The sequence below is a fragment of the Flavivirga aquatica genome, assembly GCF_001747085.1.
Lineage (GTDB): Bacteria > Bacteroidota > Bacteroidia > Flavobacteriales > Flavobacteriaceae > Algibacter_C > Algibacter_C aquatica.
In genome coordinates this window covers 426,113-444,919 of record NZ_MDJD01000054.1, presented here as the reverse complement: position 1 = coordinate 444,919, position 18,807 = coordinate 426,113, and the positions used below count along the sequence as shown (strand labels likewise).

Annotated in this window: 20 protein-coding genes; 10 read left to right on the top strand and 10 right to left on the bottom strand. The window is 29.8% G+C overall.

Translation table 11 applies throughout. The annotated features are described in order from the left end of the window. The gene (locus A8C32_RS16270; RefSeq protein ID WP_069831464.1) at positions 1 to 1,449 is read right to left on the bottom strand and encodes a glyceraldehyde-3-phosphate dehydrogenase; all 1,449 of its coding nucleotides are present in this window, start codon (positions 1,447 to 1,449) and stop codon (positions 1 to 3) included. Between the two features lie 137 nt (positions 1,450 to 1,586). Then, positions 1,587 to 2,993 carry a trypsin-like peptidase domain-containing protein gene (locus tag A8C32_RS16265; protein WP_069832080.1) on the bottom strand — a complete coding sequence of 469 codons (1,407 nt, stop codon included), beginning with the start codon at positions 2,991 to 2,993 and terminating at the stop codon, positions 1,587 to 1,589. Positions 2,994 to 3,368: 375 nt separating this feature from the next. On the opposite strand from A8C32_RS16265, the gene dapF reads away from it, so the two are divergent. The 5 genes from dapF to A8C32_RS16240 all read left to right on the top strand — a co-directional run bounded on the left by dapF (position 3,369) and on the right by A8C32_RS16240 (position 7,394). Beyond that, positions 3,369 to 4,142 (top strand): diaminopimelate epimerase, encoded by a 774-nt coding sequence (gene dapF / locus A8C32_RS16260; RefSeq protein WP_069831463.1) that lies wholly within the window; start codon positions 3,369 to 3,371, stop codon positions 4,140 to 4,142. After that, positions 4,139 to 4,663 (top strand): GNAT family N-acetyltransferase, encoded by a 525-nt coding sequence (locus A8C32_RS16255; RefSeq protein ID WP_069831462.1) that lies wholly within the window; start codon positions 4,139 to 4,141, stop codon positions 4,661 to 4,663. The genes dapF and A8C32_RS16255 overlap by 4 nt, the downstream gene beginning before the upstream one ends. Further along, positions 4,664 to 5,707, top strand: a complete 1,044-nt coding sequence (gene mltG / locus A8C32_RS16250) for an endolytic transglycosylase MltG (RefSeq protein WP_069831461.1) — start codon at positions 4,664 to 4,666, stop codon at positions 5,705 to 5,707. Next, the gene (locus A8C32_RS16245) at positions 5,707 to 6,618 is read left to right on the top strand and encodes a DUF2279 domain-containing protein (RefSeq protein ID WP_069831460.1); all 912 of its coding nucleotides are present in this window, start codon (positions 5,707 to 5,709) and stop codon (positions 6,616 to 6,618) included. The genes mltG and A8C32_RS16245 overlap by 1 nt, the downstream gene beginning before the upstream one ends. Positions 6,619 to 6,728: 110 nt before the next feature. Then, positions 6,729 to 7,394 (top strand): peptidoglycan-binding protein LysM, encoded by a 666-nt coding sequence (locus tag A8C32_RS16240; protein WP_069831459.1) that lies wholly within the window; start codon positions 6,729 to 6,731, stop codon positions 7,392 to 7,394. 52 nt (positions 7,395 to 7,446) lie between these two features. Here A8C32_RS16240 and A8C32_RS16235 read toward each other — a convergent pair whose 3' ends face one another. Genes A8C32_RS16235 through dnaA form a run of 3 tightly spaced genes read right to left on the bottom strand, consistent with a single transcriptional unit; the run spans position 7,447 to position 10,063 of the window. Further along, positions 7,447 to 8,163, bottom strand: coding sequence for an SAM-dependent methyltransferase (locus A8C32_RS16235; protein ID WP_069831458.1), 717 nt, complete (start codon positions 8,161 to 8,163; stop codon positions 7,447 to 7,449). Positions 8,164 to 8,169: 6 nt separating this feature from the next. Next, the gene (locus A8C32_RS16230) at positions 8,170 to 8,622 is read right to left on the bottom strand and encodes a low molecular weight protein-tyrosine-phosphatase (RefSeq protein ID WP_069831457.1); all 453 of its coding nucleotides are present in this window, start codon (positions 8,620 to 8,622) and stop codon (positions 8,170 to 8,172) included. 13 nt (positions 8,623 to 8,635) lie between these two features. After that, on the bottom strand, positions 8,636 to 10,063 hold the full coding sequence (gene dnaA / locus A8C32_RS16225; RefSeq protein ID WP_069831456.1) for a chromosomal replication initiator protein DnaA: 1,428 nt from the start codon (positions 10,061 to 10,063) through the stop codon (positions 8,636 to 8,638). Between the two features lie 188 nt (positions 10,064 to 10,251). Between dnaA and A8C32_RS16220 the strand changes: the two genes are divergently transcribed. Continuing rightward, complete coding sequence (locus A8C32_RS16220) at positions 10,252 to 10,650, top strand: acyl-CoA thioesterase (RefSeq protein WP_069831455.1); 399 nt, start codon at positions 10,252 to 10,254, stop codon at positions 10,648 to 10,650. 22 nt (positions 10,651 to 10,672) lie between these two features. Here A8C32_RS16220 and A8C32_RS16215 read toward each other — a convergent pair whose 3' ends face one another. From A8C32_RS16215 to A8C32_RS16200, 4 genes are read right to left on the bottom strand one after another with little or no spacing between them, the layout of a single operon-like run. After that, positions 10,673 to 11,281, bottom strand: coding sequence for an IMPACT family protein (locus tag A8C32_RS16215; protein ID WP_069831454.1), 609 nt, complete (start codon positions 11,279 to 11,281; stop codon positions 10,673 to 10,675). Between the two features lie 6 nt (positions 11,282 to 11,287). After that, positions 11,288 to 11,899 (bottom strand): HAD family hydrolase, encoded by a 612-nt coding sequence (locus A8C32_RS16210; RefSeq protein WP_069831453.1) that lies wholly within the window; start codon positions 11,897 to 11,899, stop codon positions 11,288 to 11,290. Beyond that, entirely contained in the window at positions 11,892 to 12,899 is a 1,008-nt protein-coding gene (gene ribD, locus A8C32_RS16205) for a bifunctional diaminohydroxyphosphoribosylaminopyrimidine deaminase/5-amino-6-(5-phosphoribosylamino)uracil reductase RibD (RefSeq protein ID WP_069831452.1), read from the bottom strand. The genes A8C32_RS16210 and ribD overlap by 8 nt, the downstream gene beginning before the upstream one ends. Position 12,900: 1 nt before the next feature. Next, on the bottom strand, positions 12,901 to 13,356 hold the full coding sequence (locus tag A8C32_RS16200) for an LEA type 2 family protein (protein ID WP_069831451.1): 456 nt from the start codon (positions 13,354 to 13,356) through the stop codon (positions 12,901 to 12,903). A 53-nt stretch (positions 13,357 to 13,409) separates the two neighbouring features. Here A8C32_RS16200 and A8C32_RS16195 point away from each other — a divergent pair, with 53 nt between their 5' ends. The 4 genes from A8C32_RS16195 (at position 13,410) to A8C32_RS16175 (ending at position 18,375) form a co-directional block, all read left to right on the top strand. Then, positions 13,410 to 13,901: a GNAT family N-acetyltransferase gene (locus A8C32_RS16195; protein ID WP_069831450.1), complete on the top strand. Its 492-nt coding sequence runs from the start codon at positions 13,410 to 13,412 to the stop codon at positions 13,899 to 13,901. Beyond that, positions 13,898 to 14,761, top strand: coding sequence for a peptide chain release factor N(5)-glutamine methyltransferase (gene prmC / locus A8C32_RS16190; RefSeq protein ID WP_069832079.1), 864 nt, complete (start codon positions 13,898 to 13,900; stop codon positions 14,759 to 14,761). The genes A8C32_RS16195 and prmC overlap by 4 nt, the downstream gene beginning before the upstream one ends. Further along, positions 14,754 to 16,751 carry an NAD-dependent DNA ligase LigA gene (gene ligA / locus A8C32_RS16185; protein WP_069831449.1) on the top strand — a complete coding sequence of 666 codons (1,998 nt, stop codon included), beginning with the start codon at positions 14,754 to 14,756 and terminating at the stop codon, positions 16,749 to 16,751. Before prmC ends, ligA begins: the two co-directional genes overlap by 8 nt. A gap of 1,090 nt (positions 16,752 to 17,841) precedes the next feature. Further along, positions 17,842 to 18,375 carry a hypothetical protein gene (locus A8C32_RS16175; protein ID WP_083253390.1) on the top strand — a complete coding sequence of 178 codons (534 nt, stop codon included), beginning with the start codon at positions 17,842 to 17,844 and terminating at the stop codon, positions 18,373 to 18,375. Between the two features lie 7 nt (positions 18,376 to 18,382). Here A8C32_RS16175 and A8C32_RS16170 read toward each other — a convergent pair whose 3' ends face one another. After that, positions 18,383 to 18,763: a DoxX family membrane protein gene (locus tag A8C32_RS16170; protein ID WP_069831446.1), complete on the bottom strand. Its 381-nt coding sequence runs from the start codon at positions 18,761 to 18,763 to the stop codon at positions 18,383 to 18,385. Between the last annotated feature and the right edge of the window lie 44 nt (positions 18,764 to 18,807).

Here is an 18,807-nt window from a genome sequence, read left to right as displayed (position 1 = left end):
TTAATAATAAGTATAACGTCTTACTTTTGCAATATATTTTGCTAATCTGATAACTTGATGGCTATATCCATATTCATTATCATACCATATATATATAATGATGTTTTTACCATCTTTACGTACTATAGTTGCTTTGCTATCGTAAATAGAAGGTGCAGAACTTCCTATAATATCACTTGAGACTAATTCATCACTAAGTTCATATTTAATTTGTTCTACTAAATTACCTTCTAAAGCATATTTTTTTAAAACAGTATTAACTCCATTAAGGGATGTTTTATTTTTTAATTCTAAATTAAGAATTGCTAGAGATCCATTGGGTACAGGTACCCTAATAGCATTAGATGTTAATTTACCTTCTAAGCTGGGAAGTGCTTTTGCAACTGCATTTCCAGCTCCAGTTTCTGTAATAACCATATTTAATCCAGCAGCTCTACCACGGCGGTATTTACTATGAAAATTATCAACTAAATTTTGATCATTAGTATAGGCGTGGATAGTTTCCAAATGACCACTTTTTACACCAAAGGAATCTTCTATAACTTTTAAAACTGGTGTTATGGCATTGGTTGTACATGATGCTGCAGAAAATATATCAACTTTATCAGGTTTATTTTCTGCATGATTAACGCCATAAACAATATTAGGAACCCCTTTTCCCGGAGCCGTTAATAGAACTTTATTAACGCCTTGAGATTTTAAATGCAAACTTAATTTTTCTTTATCCCTAAAGGCGCCAGTATTGTCTATTACTAGAGCATTGTTAATATTATATTTAGTATAGTCAATATCTTCAGGAGTACTAGCCGAAATAATATTTACAGTAGTACCATTAATAGTTAAGGCTTTATTTTTTATATCAACAGAAACAGTTCCTGGGAAATCACCATGAACAGAATCATTACGTAATAAAGCAGCTCGCTTTTCAAGAATTTTAGAATCAATAGTACCTCTAGTAACAATGGCTCTTAAGCGTAATTGACTTCCTTTTCCTGTACGAGCCATAAGTTCTCTTGCAATCAACCTGCCTATTCTACCAAAACCATAAAGCACAACATCTTTTGGTTTTATGTTACCATTTTTTTTAGCGTCTTTTAGTTGGTTAGCAATAAAAGCAGTGGCATTGCTATGCTTGTTATCATCTAAATGAAACTCGTAGGTAAGTTTACCAATATCCAGTTTAGCAGGAGGTAAATCAAGTGCTTTAATGGCTTGAGCTATTTCTACAGAATCAAAAATAGAAATAGGTTTTTGAACAAATTTACCAGCGTATTCATGCAAGTTTAAGATCTGGCTAACATTTCTATCTATTAATTGATTTCTAAAAATCACTAATTCAATAGATTTATCATACCATAGGTCGCTTATAATTTTGATAAATTCTACTGTAGCTTTTCTTCGGTCGGCTTGAAAGGCTAATTCCTTTTCATAAGTTTTGTTAGAACCCATTGTTTAAATAGTTTAGTTGAATAAGTTTTGGTAAAAATACTATATTTCAAACGTTTTCGTAAGATGTTTTGTAAAAAAATAACCCTTCAAAAAATAATCATTTTTGAAGGGTTTGTTATTAAAAAATAGAGGAGTCTTTATCTAAAATAATAACGCTCTTTTTCTCCATTAGAGTTTATTAGTTCTATTCTTAAAGATTCAGTGTTTGATTTGTTTTTTAAGATGTTTTGTACATCATCTACAGAGTTTACTTTAATATCGTTTATTGAAGTAATAATATTCCCTTTATCGATACCGTTATTTTTCCAATAGTCGGCATATTGAGGACTCAATTCAATTATTTTTACGCCATGGTTGGCCTTATATTTCTTTAAATCTTTTGGGGTAGTGTTTTTAATTCGACCAACAAGAGGAAGTCTAAAAGTTTCATTTCTAGCTAAAGTTACAGAAACCATCTTGATAGAACCATCTCTGGATAATTTTAAATTTACTATATCATCAGGACGTTTAGCACTTAAATGCCCTGTTAAATCTGAAAATTTAGATATCTTAATATTATCAATTTCTTTAATAATATCTCCTTTTTGAATACCAGCTTTATCTGCACCAGAATCTTCTACTACACTATCTACATATACACCTTCTGTATCATCTATTCCTTTATGTTTAGCAAACTCACTATTTAAACCACCACCTTGAATACCTAAAATACCATTTTGAACATTACCATATTCCATAAGGTCTTCAATAACTTTTCTAGCAATATTACTTGGCACAGCAAATGAGTAACCAATATAAGAACCTGTTTGAGATGAAATAGCAGTATTAATACCAACAAGCTCTCCATTGGTATTAACAAGGGCACCTCCTGAGTTTCCAGGGTTTACAGCAGCATCTGTTTGAATAAATGATTGTGCGCTTGTACCAGATAAATCTCTTGCTTTAGCGCTAATGATTCCCGCAGTAACTGTAGATGTTAAATTAAAAGGATTCCCTACTGCAAGTACCCACTCTCCAATTTTTGCACTATCAGAATCTGCAAAAGTAACAAAAGGTAAATCTTCATCTGCATCAATTTTTAAAAGTGCAATATCTGTTTTTGGATCTGTTCCAACTAACTCAGCATTGTACGTTTTATTATTGTTTAATGTAACAGATAGTTCTTGAGCATTATTTATAACATGGTTATTTGTAATAATATATCCATCTGCATTTATAATAACTCCAGAACCTGTACCAACTTGAGCACGTTGGGAACGCCTTCCTGAAAATAAATCTTCAAGAGTCATTTGTCCAGAACTAAGTGTTACGTTTTTAACGTGTACAACAGCATTAACTGTGTTTTCTGCAGCTAAAGTAAAGTCAGGAGTTTCATTTGAGTTTATAAATGCATTACTCACATTACTTGCGGGTAAAAATGCTGGCTTAGTATCTGCTGTGGTTACAACAACAGATTGTTCTTTCTCTAAAAAAAGTTTGTAAGCACCCAAGGTAAAAACACCACCTAATGCTGAAACTAATACTAATGTTAAAATCTTCTTCATAATTTTCATCTGTTTTTTTATTTCTTTTTAACGATAATATATAACATTCATTTTTTTACAAAAAATAATAATTGAATTCTAGTAATGAATGTTTTTGTTTAAATTTTATTAACGATTAAAATTAATTAATTATTGAATTGTAAATTCAACTTTAACGACTATTTAACAATCAAAAATATAGTCTTATTACAGTTATATATGTTGTTAAAAAGGTTGCAAACCATATGATTATGTATTTACTGTCTTTTATTTTTGTTTAAAATTTTGATGAATTAACATCATCTATAAAATACAAAATAAAAACCTATTATAAACTAATTTCTTTTTATAAAAATTCTATCTTTTAAACTAGACACTTTATATTTGTGTTTTATTATGGAACATACAATTTATAAATATCAAGGAACAGGAAATGATTTTGTGATGATTGATAATCGTCAACAAATATTTAACAAAAAAGATACCAAACATGTTGCTTTTTTATGTGACAGACGTTTTGGCATAGGTGCAGATGGGCTTATATTATTAGAAAATCATGATAGTCTAGATTTTAAAATGGTATATTATAATGCTGATGGTAATGAAAGTTCCATGTGTGGAAATGGTGGAAGGTGTTTAGTAGCCTTTGCTAAACAATTAGGAGTTATTACTAGTAAAGCTGTTTTTGAGGCTATTGATGGATTACACCACGCAGTTATTGAAGATGGTATTGTTAAACTACAGATGCTTGATGTCGATACTATTGAAAAGCATGATAATCATGTTTTTTTAAACACAGGATCGCCGCACCATGTTCAGTTTGAAGAAGAAATCACAAAATTTGATATAAAAACAAAAGGTGCCGAAATTAGATATGGAGCTCCATACAATGAAGCAGGAACTAATGTTAATTTTGTAAAGAAAATTTCTGATACAACGTTTCAAGTAAGAACTTATGAGCGAGGCGTAGAAGATGAAACATTATCTTGTGGTACAGGAGTAACAGCAGTAGCATTGGCAATGCATACTTTAGGAGAAACGACAAGTAATTTAATTACTTTAAATGTAGAAGGTGGTATATTACAAGTGTCTTTTGATGTTGAAAATAATTCATATAAAAATGTATGGCTTATTGGCCCTGCAACTTATGTTTTTAAAGCTTTAATATGATTACTCTAAAAGGAGAGCATATATATTTACGAGCTTTAGAGCCTGAAGATTTAGAATTTATTTATGCTATAGAAAATGATGAGTCTATTTGGGAAATTAGTAATACTCAAACGCCATATTCTAAATTTTTGATAAAACAATATTTAGAGCATGTACATAAAGATATTTTTGAAGTTAAACAATTAAGATTGCTTATTTCAAGTTATAATAATGTGAATTTAGGTCTTATTGATTTATTTGATTTTGATTTTAAAAATAAGAGAGCAGGAGTGGGTATTTTAGTAAAAGAACCTGATGATAGATTGCAAGGCTATGGCAAAGAAGCTTTAAGTTTACTTGTTAATTATAGTTTTTCGCATTTAGGCTTGCACCAGTTATATTGCAATATATCTGAATCAAATAAAGCCAGTATAAAACTTTTTACTAATCAAGGGTTTGAAAAAGTTGGGTTAAAAAAGGCGTGGAATTATGTGAATGGTTCTTATAAAAATGAATATTTATTACAGCTTATAAATAATTAAATGTATATAAAAAAGATACTTATTGTAATTACAATTATAGGATTGGTAGTGGCGGCTTTTTTTGCCAACTATGTATATAAAGTCATGTTAAAACCTAATACAGCTTTTAATAATGAAACGGCTTATATTATTATACCAAGTGACGCTACTTATAATGATGTGAGAGAACAATTAGTGCCATTATTAATTGATATTGATGCTTTTGATGCTTTAGCTGAGCAAAAAAAATATACAACACATATAAGAGCTGGGCGCTTTCAAATTAAAAAAGGAATGAATAATAATGACATTATTAATTCCATAAGAAGTGTAAACCTACCAGTAAAATTATCTTTTAATAACCAAGAAACACTTGAAAAACTAGCAGGAAGAGTAGCAAGCCAAATAGAGGTAGATAGTATTGAACTATTAAAGGCTATGAAAGACCCCGTTTTTTTAACTGAAAATAATTTTAAAGAAGAAACGGCTTTAGGAATGTATTTACCTAATAGTTATGAGGTTTTTTGGAATACATCGGCAGAAGGGTTTAGAAATAGAATGCTTAAAGAGTATAATCGTTTTTGGAATGCTACAAGAACTCAAAAAGCAAAAGATATTGGTTTATCTAAAAATGAGGTTATTACTTTGGCATCCATTGTTTATGAAGAATCAAAACAAAAAAGTGAGCAACCTAGAGTGGCAGGAGTTTATATAAATAGATTAAAAAAAGGAATTCCATTACAAGCAGATCCTACACTTAAATTTGCTGCGTATAAATTGCCTAAATATAAAAACACAATTATTAAACGTGTTTTGAATGTACATAAAAATATAGAGTCACCTTATAATACATATAGGAACCAAGGTTTGCCACCTGGACTTATTGCTATGCCAGATATTTCGGCAATTGATGCTGTCTTAAATTATGAAAAGCATAAGTACATATATTTTGCAGCAGATGCAAAGCGTTTTGGATTTCATAAATTTGCTAAAACTTTAGCACAGCATAATGCAAACGCTAGACAATATCATAGTTATTTAAATGCTCAGGGTGTAAAAAAATAGTGGGGTATTTTGATATAAGACATATTATTCTTTTTGCTTTATTGCCAATAATATCTTTTTCCCAACCTAAATTCGATACGTTTTTAACTCCAAGTGATACTTTAAATAAGTCTAGAAGAAATGCTATTGCTATTACCGAAGCTTCGTTGGCTGGTCTTACACTTGTTGGATTAAATCAACTTTGGTATGCGGATTTTGATCGTTCTAAGTTTCATACCATAAATGATAATAGTGAATGGTTACAAATGGATAAACTAGGGCATGTGTTTACTTCTTATCAAGTAGGTAGGCATGGTGCACAATTACTTAAATGGAGTGGTGTAAGTGAGAAAAACCAATTAATTTACGGAGCAACTTTAGGTTTTAGTTTTTTAACAGCTGTAGAGGTGCTTGATGGGTATTCTGATGAATGGGGATTTTCATGGGGAGATGTTTTAGCTAATGCCACAGGAACAGGGTTGTATGTTGGGCAAGAATTATTATGGAAAGAACAAAGGATTGCCTTAAAATACTCTTTTCATCAAACGAAGTATGCTGCACAACGTCCAGATAAGCTCGGTGAATCGTTTTTAGAGGAAGTTTTAAAAGACTATAATGGGCAAACGTATTGGTTAAGTGCAAACCTTCATTCATTTTTTAAAGATAGTAAAATCCCTAAATGGCTAAATATAGCTGTTGGTTATGGAGGAGAAGGTATGTTATCTGGAATTAAAGATGTTGACAATCAGTTGTTAACAAATAATAAGAGGTATCGCCAATACTATCTGAGTTTTGATGTAAATTTAAATGCCATTAGGACAAATTCAAAGTTACTACGGTCTATTTTTGATGTATTTAATATGATAAAAATACCACTTCCAGCTCTAGAATTTAGTCAAAATAAGTGTGTATTTCATCCGTTCTACATCTAAAAACAGCACATAGTCGAAAAATTTTGACAGAATTTGAAAAAGCTCTAATTTTGCACGCTGAAATTTCAAGGAGTATTTTACTTTAAAATATTCTGAAAAAATTTAAAATTATGGTAAGAAATATTGCGAGTTACTTATTAATAGCGCTTACAATATCTATTATAGTGTATGTATCGTTTCAATCTAATGAAACTATTGATTTAAGTGGTAAGTATTCAACAAAAGACTTAAGCTTAAATTATACAGTAAGTAATGATGCCGATAAAGATAATAATCTTTATTCTAAATCAAAAACTTCCGATTATAAATTTTCACCTTATTTAGGGAAATCCTTTGTTGGTTTTAAAGAAGCTTTAGCTTTTAAAGAATCTGGAGGTGATTATTTTTCAATTAATTCTTTCGGGTATTTGGGTAAATATCAATTTGGGGAGGAAACTTTAAAAATGATAGGAATTAATAACCCTACTAAATTTTTAAAAAGCCCAGGATTACAGGAAAAGGCATTTATAGCTAATTCTGCTCGTAACAAATGGATTTTAAGACGTGATATTAAAAACTTTGTTGGAAGGCGAATTAATGGCTTTATAGTTACAGAATCTGGAATTTTAGCTGCGGCACATTTAGCAGGGCCAGGTAATGTGAAAAAATATTTAAGGAGTTATGGTCTAGATAACTTTGCAGATGGTTTTGGAACAACGGTACAGAATTATATGAAGCGTTTTTCTGGATATGATACTTCTTTTGTTAAAGCAAATAAGAGAGCAAAAGCTATTTAAGACTATTGAAATTATGATTTACTTTATGAAAAGTAAGCAGACAATATGAAATTTAGCTTTTATGGATAATAAATATGGTAGGTCTTTTATGAAGGTCTACCTTATTTTTTTTCCATTCATTAGCCGTTTTTGTTTTTATAAATTCACTTTGAAGTGTAATATCGCAAGCAACACAGACATCGGTGTTTTTTTCAAGACTATTAGATAAGTCTTCTATCATCTTATTGTTTCTATAGGGTGTTTCTATGAATAATTGTGATTGGTTATGTTCAAATGATAAGCGTTCTAAACGTTTAATTTCACTTTTTCGTTCATCTTTATCAATAGGTAAGTAGCCATTAAAGGCAAAGCTTTGTCCGTTCATACCAGAACTCATTATAGCCATTAAAATAGATGAAGGTCCTACTAGAGGGATAACCTTGATATTTTTTTGGTGGGCTATCTTTACAACATCAGCCCCAGGATCTGCAACACCTGGACAGCCAGCTTCAGATAAAAGGCCAACATTTTTACCGTTTAAGCAAGGTTCTAAAAAACTAGGTAAATCACTATCATTAGTAAACTTGTTTAGGTGAAACATGTTTAAGCTGGGTTGTGATTTTTCAGGACTAATCTTTTTAATAAAACGTCTGGCTGTTTTGTCGTTTTCAACAATAAATGTATCTATTTTATCTATAGTGTGCTTTACAGTAATGGGTAAAACTTCTAGAGGGTTGTTATCGCCTAAAGTTGTTGGTATTAAATATAGTTTCCCTAGAGATGTATTCATTTGGTTTTAAATTAGAGTTTCTGCAACTATAGAGCAAGCTTCATCAAGCATTTTATAAATATTTTCAAAACCTTCATCTCCGCCATAATAAGGATCTGGGACATCGTAGTTTTGATTTGGATAAACTTCGTTTAAAATATATTTAACTTTTAAACGATCTTCGTTCTTTCTGGCTAAAGCAATAATATTTTTATAATTAGATTTATCCATAACATAAATAATATCAAATGTATCAAAATCTGAAATATTAAATTGACGGCCTCTTAAATTTGAGATATCTAAGTTATATTTTTTTGCAACAGCAATAGAACGTTTATCGGGTGTGCTTCCTGTATGGTAATTTGCGGTGCCAGCAGAATCTACAATAAATGAATTTTGTGGAAGTTTAGATTTTAAAATACCTTCGGCTAGTGGAGAACGACAAATGTTTCCCAAGCATACCATCAGAATTTTAGTCATTATTTAGATTGTTTTAAATAGAAAGTTTTTTTGTAATGTCTTCAACATATTTTCTAAATTGTTTATCTGTTGAAGATAAATTGTCGACAGTTTTGCATGCATGTAAAACTGTGGCATGATCTCTTTTACCTATTTGAGAGCCTATACTTGCTAAAGATGCTTTTGTGAATTTTTTAGCAAAAAACATAGCTAATTGACGAGCCTGAACAATATGACGCTTCCTAGTTTTAGATTGTAGTGTGTCAATATCCATTTGGAAATAATCTGAAACTACTTTTTGGATATAATCTATTGAAACTTCTCGTTTTGTATTTTTTACAAACTTTTCAACTATGATTCTAGCTAAATCTATAGTGATTTCTTTTTTATTAAAAGAAGATTGAGCAATTAATGAAATAATGGCTCCTTCTAGTTCTCTTACGTTAGATTTTATATTTTTTGCAACATAGTCAATAATATCTTCTGGCATTTCAACACCATCGCGATATAATTTGTTTTTCAAAATTGAAACTCTGGTTTCGAAATCTGGATTTTGTAATTCAGCAGATAATCCCCATTTAAAACGTGATAATAAGCGTTGTTCTATGTCCTGCATATCAACAGGTGCTTTATCACTGGTTAAAATAACCTGTTTTCCATTTTGGTGTAAATGATTGAAAATATGGAAGAATACATCCTGTGTTCCAGTTTTTCCAGAAAGGAATTGTACATCATCAATAATTAGTACATCAATAATTTGGTAAAAATGAATAAAATCATTCCTATTATTTTTCTTAACAGCATCTATGTATTGCTGAGTAAATTTTTCTGCAGATATATATAGTACTGTTTTTTCTGGATATTTATCTTTAATATCAACCCCTATAGCATGAGCTAAATGTGTTTTTCCTAAACCTACGCCTCCAAAAACCAATAGTGGGTTAAATGATGTTCCTCCTGGTTTTGCAGCTACAGCTAATCCGGCACTACGAGCTAGTCTATTTGAATCTCCTTCTAAGAAATTCTCAAAACTATAATTTGGATTAAGTTGAGATTCTATTTTTACATTTCTAATACCAGGAATAACGAATGGATTACGTAATTCTGGGCTTTTATTATTTAAAGGAATATCTACATTTTGAGATTTCACAGCACCTCTATTAGAACTTGGAATTTTTTCTGTAAAAGGTTGTTTATTACCATACGTGTTTTCCATTTTTATAATGTATACAAGTTTGGCTGTTTCACCTAATTCTTTAGTTAGTGATACTTTAAGAATTTTCACATAATGTTCTTCAAGCCATTCATAAAAGAATTTACTAGGTACTTGAATACTTAAAGCTGCATCTGTAAGCTTAACTGCTATTATTGGCTCAAACCAAGTTTTGTATGCTTGCGGTTGAATATTATCTTTTATAAATTCGAGACAATTATTCCATACCGATTGCGCAGTTACACTCATTTGTTAGATTTGTTGGTTTTTGTTAGATAGATTATTTATGAGAATTGACTTCTCATCTCCCCTTTAATTCTTTGGCAAATATGTGAACAAAATTCTTAAAAAAAAAATCATTTACTATTGATTTTCTAGATTTTTTTCACCATGTTTATTCTTAAACCGAAACTACAAAAAAATAATTGAATAGCGCTATGAAATTTGAAGAAATACAAATAAGAGTGAGATATGGTGAAACAGATCAAATGGGGGTAGTTTATCATGGAAATTATGCATTATATCTCGAAATGGGAAGAATTGAATGGTTAAGAAAGTTAGGGGTTTCTTATAAATCAATGGAAGAAGAAGGAATAATGTTGCCAGTAGTTTCTTTAAATATAAATTATAAAAAGTCGGCAGGTTATGATGATATAATTAAAGTGAAGACTAAGCTGAAAAATAAGCCATCAGCAAAAATTGAATTTGAATATGAAATTACAAATGAAGCTGATGAAATTTTAACTACGGCAAGTACTGTTTTAGTATTTGTTGATAAGAAAACAAATAGACCAGTTAGGGCGCCTGAATATTTTATGAGGCTAATTGAGGCTTAAATTAAAAAAAAACAGAATATTATTACAGTATTTTTATATCTATTTCAAAAAGACGATCAAAGATTTCAAAAATAGATTTTGAATCTTTTTTTCTAACAGAAATTGTAATTTGACAATCCATTTCTAATTTTTGATTTGTAATATTTAACTGTTTTTCTTTAATGACACGCATCACCTTATTCATGTTTTTGTAATCAAATGTGATAAGGTAATCGATATTTATAGTTTTTTCTATAACATTAGCTTCTTCAAGAGTCATTTGAGCTGTAGTTTTATAGGCGTTTATTAGGCCTCCAACACCTAATTTAACACCTCCAAAATAACGTACTACAACAATTAGAATATTAGTGACATTAAATGATTGTATTTGCCCATAAATAGGCATGCCAGCAGAGTTACTGGGTTCGCCGTCGTCATTAGCACGGTAGCTTGTTTTTTCTGTGCCTAATTGATAGGCATAGCACCAATGTCTTGCAGAATGATGTTCCTTTTTTAATTTTTCTAAAAAGGCTTTAACTTTATCTTCATTTAAGACGGGAAAAGCGTATCCAAAAAACTTGCTGTTTTTGTCTTTAAATAAAACAGAACTTATTGCGGTTTCAATAGTGTTATATGTGTCTTTTTCTGTCAAAGGAATTTAAAATAAGTCATTTTTGGTTTCAAATAAGTTGATCACATCTTCAGTGTATGGCGTAATATGCCAAGTTTGAATATGTAACGCGTTTGCAGCCTTTATGTTATTTTGATTGTCATCAATAAAAAGGCATTCTTTTGCATTTATATTGTTTTCATTTAAAACGAATTCAAAAATATCATTGTTAGGTTTTGTTAAGTGAATTTCATGAGATAAATAAAAAGCATCAAAACAGTTTTTAAATTCTTCATAAAAAGAAACGTTTTCTTTGATCCAACTAATATGAAGTTCATTTGTATTACTAAGAAGAATGAGTTTGTATTTTGCAGAAGCTTTTAAGGTTTTTAAGAAATCTAATCTAAATTTAGGGAAATCTTTTAATATGTAATTCCAAACATAGGTAATATCTTCTTTTGAAAGTTTAGGGAAATTTTCAATATAGAATTCCAGAAACTCATTGGTGGAAATTAACCCTTGTTCGTAAAAGTTGTTGAAAGCAAGTATTTCTTCAGAAAGTGTATCTATTTGAAATGTATCTAGCATATTTTTTTGCCAGCCTTCGATATCTAAATTGATAAATACATTACCAAAATCGAAAATAATAGTTTTAATCATTCGTGTAAATTTTAAGAGTATCTGTTATTATTTTTTCTTCGGAAACTAAATTACCTGAAAACTTAGGAGCAGTAACTCCAGATTTAAAAGATGTGTTTCCTGTAAAAACTCGGGCTTCGTCCCAGATATTTTCATCTATAAAGGTTTGTAATGTTTTTGTACCTCCTTCAATAATTACAGATGTTATATTTTTTTTAAATAAAAGATGAGTTATTTGTTTGGTTATATTTTTAGAGAAATTAATATTGTTTTTATTGATAATGATAGTCTCAGCTTTATCATTGAATATGGCGTGATTTTTCTGAAGTTTTTCTTCTTTATCAATTACAACTCTAATTGGGTTTTGTCCAGCCCAATCTCTTGTAGTTAGGGAAGGGTTATCTTGATTTACAGTGTTGGTACCAACTAAAATGGCTTGTTCTTCTGCTCGCCATTTGTGGACGATTTGTCTAGATAATTCATTAGTAATCCAGACTGGTTTTAGTTGGTCTTTTGTGATTGGAGCAATAAATCCATCAATGGATTCAGCCCATTTTAAAATAATATATGGTCGTCTTTTATTGTGATATGTAAAAAAACGTTTATGATGTTTTTTACATGCCTTTTCCATGACGCCAACAGTTACATTACAGCCGGCATTTTTAAGTTTTTTAATGCCTTTTCCAGCTACTTGTGTATTATCATCAACGCATCCTATAACAACATTTGGTATACCATACTTAATGATTAGATCACTACAAGGCGGTGTTTTTCCGTAATGGGAACAAGGCTCTAAAGTCACATAAAGAGTAGCTTCTTTTAGTAATTTTTTGTTTGAAACTGAGTTTATAGCATTCACTTCTGCATGATTGCCACCATAGGGGCTTGTATAACCTTCTCCAATAATGTTGTTGTTATAGGTTAAAACAGCTCCAACAGAAGGGTTTGGTCTAGTGTTTCCTAATCCGTTTTTTGCAATTTCAATACAGCGTTTTATGTAAGTTTCGTGCTGAGTAACCATATTAAAGTTTAATCTTTATATTTTCGGTTTTATCAATACTGTAGGTATGCGTAAAGCCTAAAATTTTATATTTAATATCGCCTTTGTATTGCACTTTTAGTTTTTTATTAAAAATACTTCCTAGTAAAGCGCTAAGACTGTTATCGCTAAAAATGCTATCAATTGGAATATTAGCTTTTAAAGGAATAAAAAATTCTTTTTTAGTAGGAACTTTAAAATTTTCTGTAGATATAGTAGCCATTTCATTGTTGTTAACATAAACTTTTATTTCATCGGTTTTTAATTCGCCACCAACATCATTAGGGTTTATAAACAAAGCATTTGCTGTAAAAGTAATATGCTTTGAGGTAGACTCTAAAACTTTAATGTTCTCAATGTTTATAAACTCTGGTTTTTTGTTTATAGAACAACTAAAAAGAGTAATATATATTGTTGATAAGATTATAAGTCTTTTCATTTTCAAATTTTTAGATTTAATGTATCTTCACTACTTTAAAAGTACTAATTAAAGTGAGTAAAGATACTATAGTTATTCGAGAAATTAAGCCTGATGATAACGTGCAATTAGAGCAAGTTATTAGAGATTGCTTCCATGAATTTAAAATTCCTTTGGAAGGTACGGCATATTCAGATAAGGAGACTCCAAGAATGTATCAGTCTTATCAAAGTGATAATGATATTTATTTTGTTATTGATAAAAATGGAGAAGTTTTAGGAGGAGGAGGAATAAAGCCTTTAAGTGGTTTTGAAACTGAAGTGTGTGAAATTCAAAAAATGTATTTTTCTCATAAAGTAAGAGGACTTGGGTATGGTAAAAAACTGTTTGAAAAATGTATGCAGACGGCCAAAGATTTAGGATATAAACAATGTTATATTGAATCTGCATCTCAGCTCAAGGCAGCTATACATATTTATGAAAGTTATGGGTTTAAACATTTACAAGGCGCATTAGGTAATACGGGACATTATTCATGTGGTGTTTGGATGATAAAAGATTTATGAAATTAAAAGATATTCAAAATACGTTTCATCAAGAGTTAGATGCTTTTTATGCAAAGGAGGAAGTAGATAGCTTTTTTTATCTTCTAATAGAATTCTATTATCAAGTTTCTAGAATTCAACTAGCAATGGATTTAAATTATATGATTGCTAATAGTAATTTTATTTTAAATGCCTTAGAATTATTAAAACAACAACAACCGATACAGTATATATTAGGAGAAACAGAATTTTATGGGTTACCTTTTAAAGTGAATAAAAGCGTATTAATACCCAGGCCTGAAACGGAAGAGTTGGTCGCGTGGGTTCTAAAATATACTGAAAACAAAGAAGGTGTTAATATTCTTGATATAGGAACAGGGAGTGGGTGTATTGCAGTTTCATTAGCTAAAAAGTTACCGAAAGCTAAAGTTTATGCTTTAGATGTAAGTAGAGAAGCTCTTGATATAGCGAAGCATAACGCTAATTTAAATGATGTCTATGTTGAGTTTATTGAAGCAGATGTTTTAACTTTAAGTTATACAGAATTTGTTTCTGAGCTTGGTCAATTTAATGTCATAGTATCTAATCCGCCATATGTTCGAGAGCAAGAAAAGAAACTTATGAAGGATAATGTTTTGGATAATGAACCACATTTGGCACTTTTTGTAAAGGATGAAAACCCATTGCAATTCTATGAGGCTATTACTCAAATAGCAGTTAATAGCTTGGTTAATAATGGAAGTTTGTTTTTTGAAATTAATGAGTATCTAGGGAATGATATGATTATTTTGTTAAGAGATAATAGTTTTTCGAAAATAGAATTAAAACAAGATATCTTTAAAAAAGATAGAATGATTAAAGGAATTAAGATTAATGAGTAATATAGAACAGAAAATACAAGCATTACGTAGTGAACTTCGTGAGCATAATCACAACTATTATGTATTAGATAATGCAACCATATCAGATTATGATTTTGATATAAAACTTAAAGAATTACAAGAACTTGAAGAGAAACATCCAGAGTTTTTTGATGAAAATTCACCAACGCAACGTGTAGGAGGTGAAATCACTAAAAATTTTGAAACTATTGTTCATGAACACCGTATGTATTCTTTAGATAATTCATACTCAAAAGAAGATTTAGAAGATTGGGAAACACGTATTAAAAAATTAGTTGATGGTGATATTCAATATACTTGCGAACTAAAATATGATGGAGCATCTATAAGTTTAACTTATGAAAATGGTGTTTTAATTAGAGCGGTAACTAGAGGAGATGGATTTCAAGGAGATAATGTAACGGCTAATATAAAAACTATAAAATCTGTGCCGCTTCAATTGCAAGGAGATTATCCACCAAAGTTTGATATTCGAGGAGAGATTGTTTTGCCTTTTGAAGGTTTTAATAGAATGAACGAAGAACGGATTGAAATAGGGGAGGAACCTTATAGAAATCCAAGAAATACAGCTTCAGGAAGCTTGAAGCTACAAGATAGTGCTGAGGTTGCTAAACGTCCGTTAGAATGTTTGCTTTATAATTTAACAGGGGAAAATTTAGGAGTTAAAGCACAGTTTGAAAGCTTAGATAAAGCTAGGCAATGGGGATTTAAAGTTCCAAAAGCTGCTAAGTTGGCCAATTCTATTGATGAAGTCTTGGAGTTTATAGAATACTGGGATGTACATCGTCATGATTTACCTTATGAAACAGATGGTGTTGTTATAAAAGTGAATAATTTACAGCAACAAGATGAGTTGGGGTATACATCTAAAGCACCTCGTTGGGCTATGGCGTATAAGTTTAAAGCAGAACAGGTCTTTACAAAGCTTAATAGTATAACTTATCAAGTAGGTAGAACGGGAGCGATAACACCAGTAGCAAATTTGGAGCCTGTAGAATTAGCGGGTACCACAGTAAAAAGAGCTTCTTTACACAATGCTGATCAAATTGAAAAACTTGATGTTAGAATAGGAGATGAGGTGTATGTTGAAAAAGGAGGAGAGATTATACCAAAAATATTAGGGGTAGATTTAAGTAAACGTTCAGCTAGTTCTATTTCTACAAAATATATTACACACTGTCCAGAATGTAATACGGAGCTTATTAGAAAGGAAGGAGAGGCACAACATTATTGTTCTAATTATAATGGATGTAAACCTCAGATAATAGGTCGAATTCAGCACTTTATATCTAGAAAAGCTATGGATATTGATGGTTTAGGAGGAGAAACTGTAGCGCTTTTGGTAAATGAAAATTTAATTTCTAATTATTCTAACTTGTATGAATTAACAAAAGATCAGGTTGTTCCTTTAGAACGCATGGCAGAGAAAAGTGCAGACAATTTAATTCAAGGTATTGAACAGTCTAAAAATATTCCTTTTGAACGAGTTCTATACGCATTAGGTATTAGATATGTAGGTGAAACAGTTGCTAAAAAATTAGCGAAACATTATAAAAGTATTGATGCTATTATTGATGCTTCAGAAGAAGATTTAGTAAATGTAAATGAAATAGGAATTAAAATAGCCGAAAGTGTAAATGCCTTTTTTACATCCGAAGAAAATATACTTATTGTTAATCAGTTAAAACAATTTGGTGTTCAGTTGGAAATGTCTGCAGAAGAACTTGTTGGTCAAACTAATATCTTAGAAGGGCAATCTATTGTTGTTACAGGTGTTTTTGAATCAATATCAAGGAATGAGTTAAAAAAACTTATTGAAGATAATGGCGGAAAAGTGAGTAGTTCAATTTCTTCGAAAACAAGTTTTATTGTTGCTGGAAATAATATGGGTCCAAGTAAAAAAGAAAAAGCAGAAAAATTAGGCATCTCATTAATTAATGAGTATGAATTCTTACATAAAATACAGTAAAATTCGACGAATAACACCTTTTAACGCTTAATAGTTGTTTTTAACTATATTAGCACGCTAATATAAATTGCTATTATGTACAAGTCAAAAGTCTTTGTTGGATTAGTGGTGTTGCTGTACGTGCTATTTGTTGTTTTTGAATTTATAGGTTATGAAGATGTCGCTCTTTTTATAGAGTCTTTAATTGTACCTCTTATGTTTTTAGTTTATGTTTTTTTTGTCAATAATAAAAATAAATTATTTTTATTATTCTTGTTATGTTATTCATTTTCAGATTTCTTAGCTTTAATAATTCATTGCGGTTTTTATAAAGAAAGTTCTTTCTTTTATAGATTTCATTATCATATAGGTAATTTACTTTATATTTTTGCTTATAGTTTTTTATTTATAGATGTAGCTAAATCGCTTAGTCTGTCATATGTTTTTAAAAATTTAAAATTTCATATAGTTGTCTTAGCTTTTTTGAATGCATACGTGGTTTATGTCTTACAGTTTATTGTAAGCAAGCATATAGAGTTTGGTATTGAGTACTGTTTAGAATTGTTTTATAATATAATAATGCTCCTCTTGCTGTCTTTAGGTTTGTTAAATTATTTTTATAAAGATAATAAGAAGTCCTTATACCTATTCCTAGGGGTGTTATGTATTGTTTTCTCTGAGTTTATTGCTCTTGGTTATATTTATATAGCAAAACGTTTTTTATTAAGCTTTTTGTCTGTAATGATTTCTCTTATTGCTTTTTATTTTTTATTCGAACAATCAAAATTTCAAAATAAATTTAAGCCGTTTCAGGATATAAACAAGACATAATAACATCGATAAAATGCTCTTTTTTTGCGTTTAATGGAATCATTTTGTTATATTTATCATATAACAAAATGATTTTATGTATAGTTCGAAGGTTTTGCTGTCTTTAATATTGTTATTATATATATTGTTTGCTGTTTTTGAATTTAGCGGTAAAAGTGTAATAGCGGAGATGCTATATTTATTGATGGTGCCTGTGATAACTGTAATGTATGCATTGTGCATAAAGAAAAAGAACACTCTATTTTTTTTGTTTTTATTATTTTATTCAGGATCAAACTTAATGGATGGAGGTATTCAAATGATGTCACCTGAGAAAGGTTCTATGTTGGATGATTTTGATTACTTTGTAGGGAATTTATTGTATATTATTGCTTATTTATTTTTAATGAGAAAAATATGTAGCACGTTATGTGCTCTTCATGTTTTAAAAAACTTCAAAATAAATTTAGTTGTCTTAACAATTTTGAATATATATTTAGTCTATGTTTTACAAGCTATAGTGGTTCCCTTTTTAAAGATGAATAATGATTATTATTTAGAGTTGATATATAATGTAGTTCTCTTATTGTTGTTATCTGTAGCTTTATTGAATTATTTTTATAGAGATAATAAGAAATCTTTGTATTTGTTTATCGGTGTTTTATGTATTGTTTTTTCAGAAGTTATACAAATTGCATATTTTTATATTTCAGAACGTAGTTTTTTAAGTTTTATATTCGTTACACTTAATTTAACGGCTTTTCATTTTTTATATCAGCAAACAAAATTATTGAATAAGACTAATGATAAAGAAAATTATGCTGCTGTAGAATAAAGTTGTTTTATGCTTTTTTTATAAAAGGTATGTCTTTTTTATAAACATATAGAATGATAGCAGAGAGTATAAATGTAATTGTTGCTGTTGTAAATAGTAAGCCTCTGTCATTATTAACTTCTATTCCAAGTTGAGTTAAGTGCATCATTATAGCGCCTCCAATAACTCCTAAGGTTAATGTGGCTCCTATCCAAACAGTTTTAGGTATAAGAAGTAAGATACCTGCTATTAGTTCGATAATACCAATGCCTATTCTTCCATAAGGTTCTAGTCCAACTTTTTCAAAAATATAAATACTATCTGGGTGAGCAGAAAATTTGAAGCGTAAAGTTTGAATTAATATTGCAGCTACTATTACTCTTAAAATTAATGGAATATATTTTTTCATTTTATAAAATATTATAATTAAAGTGTTAGACGCATTTTTAGCAA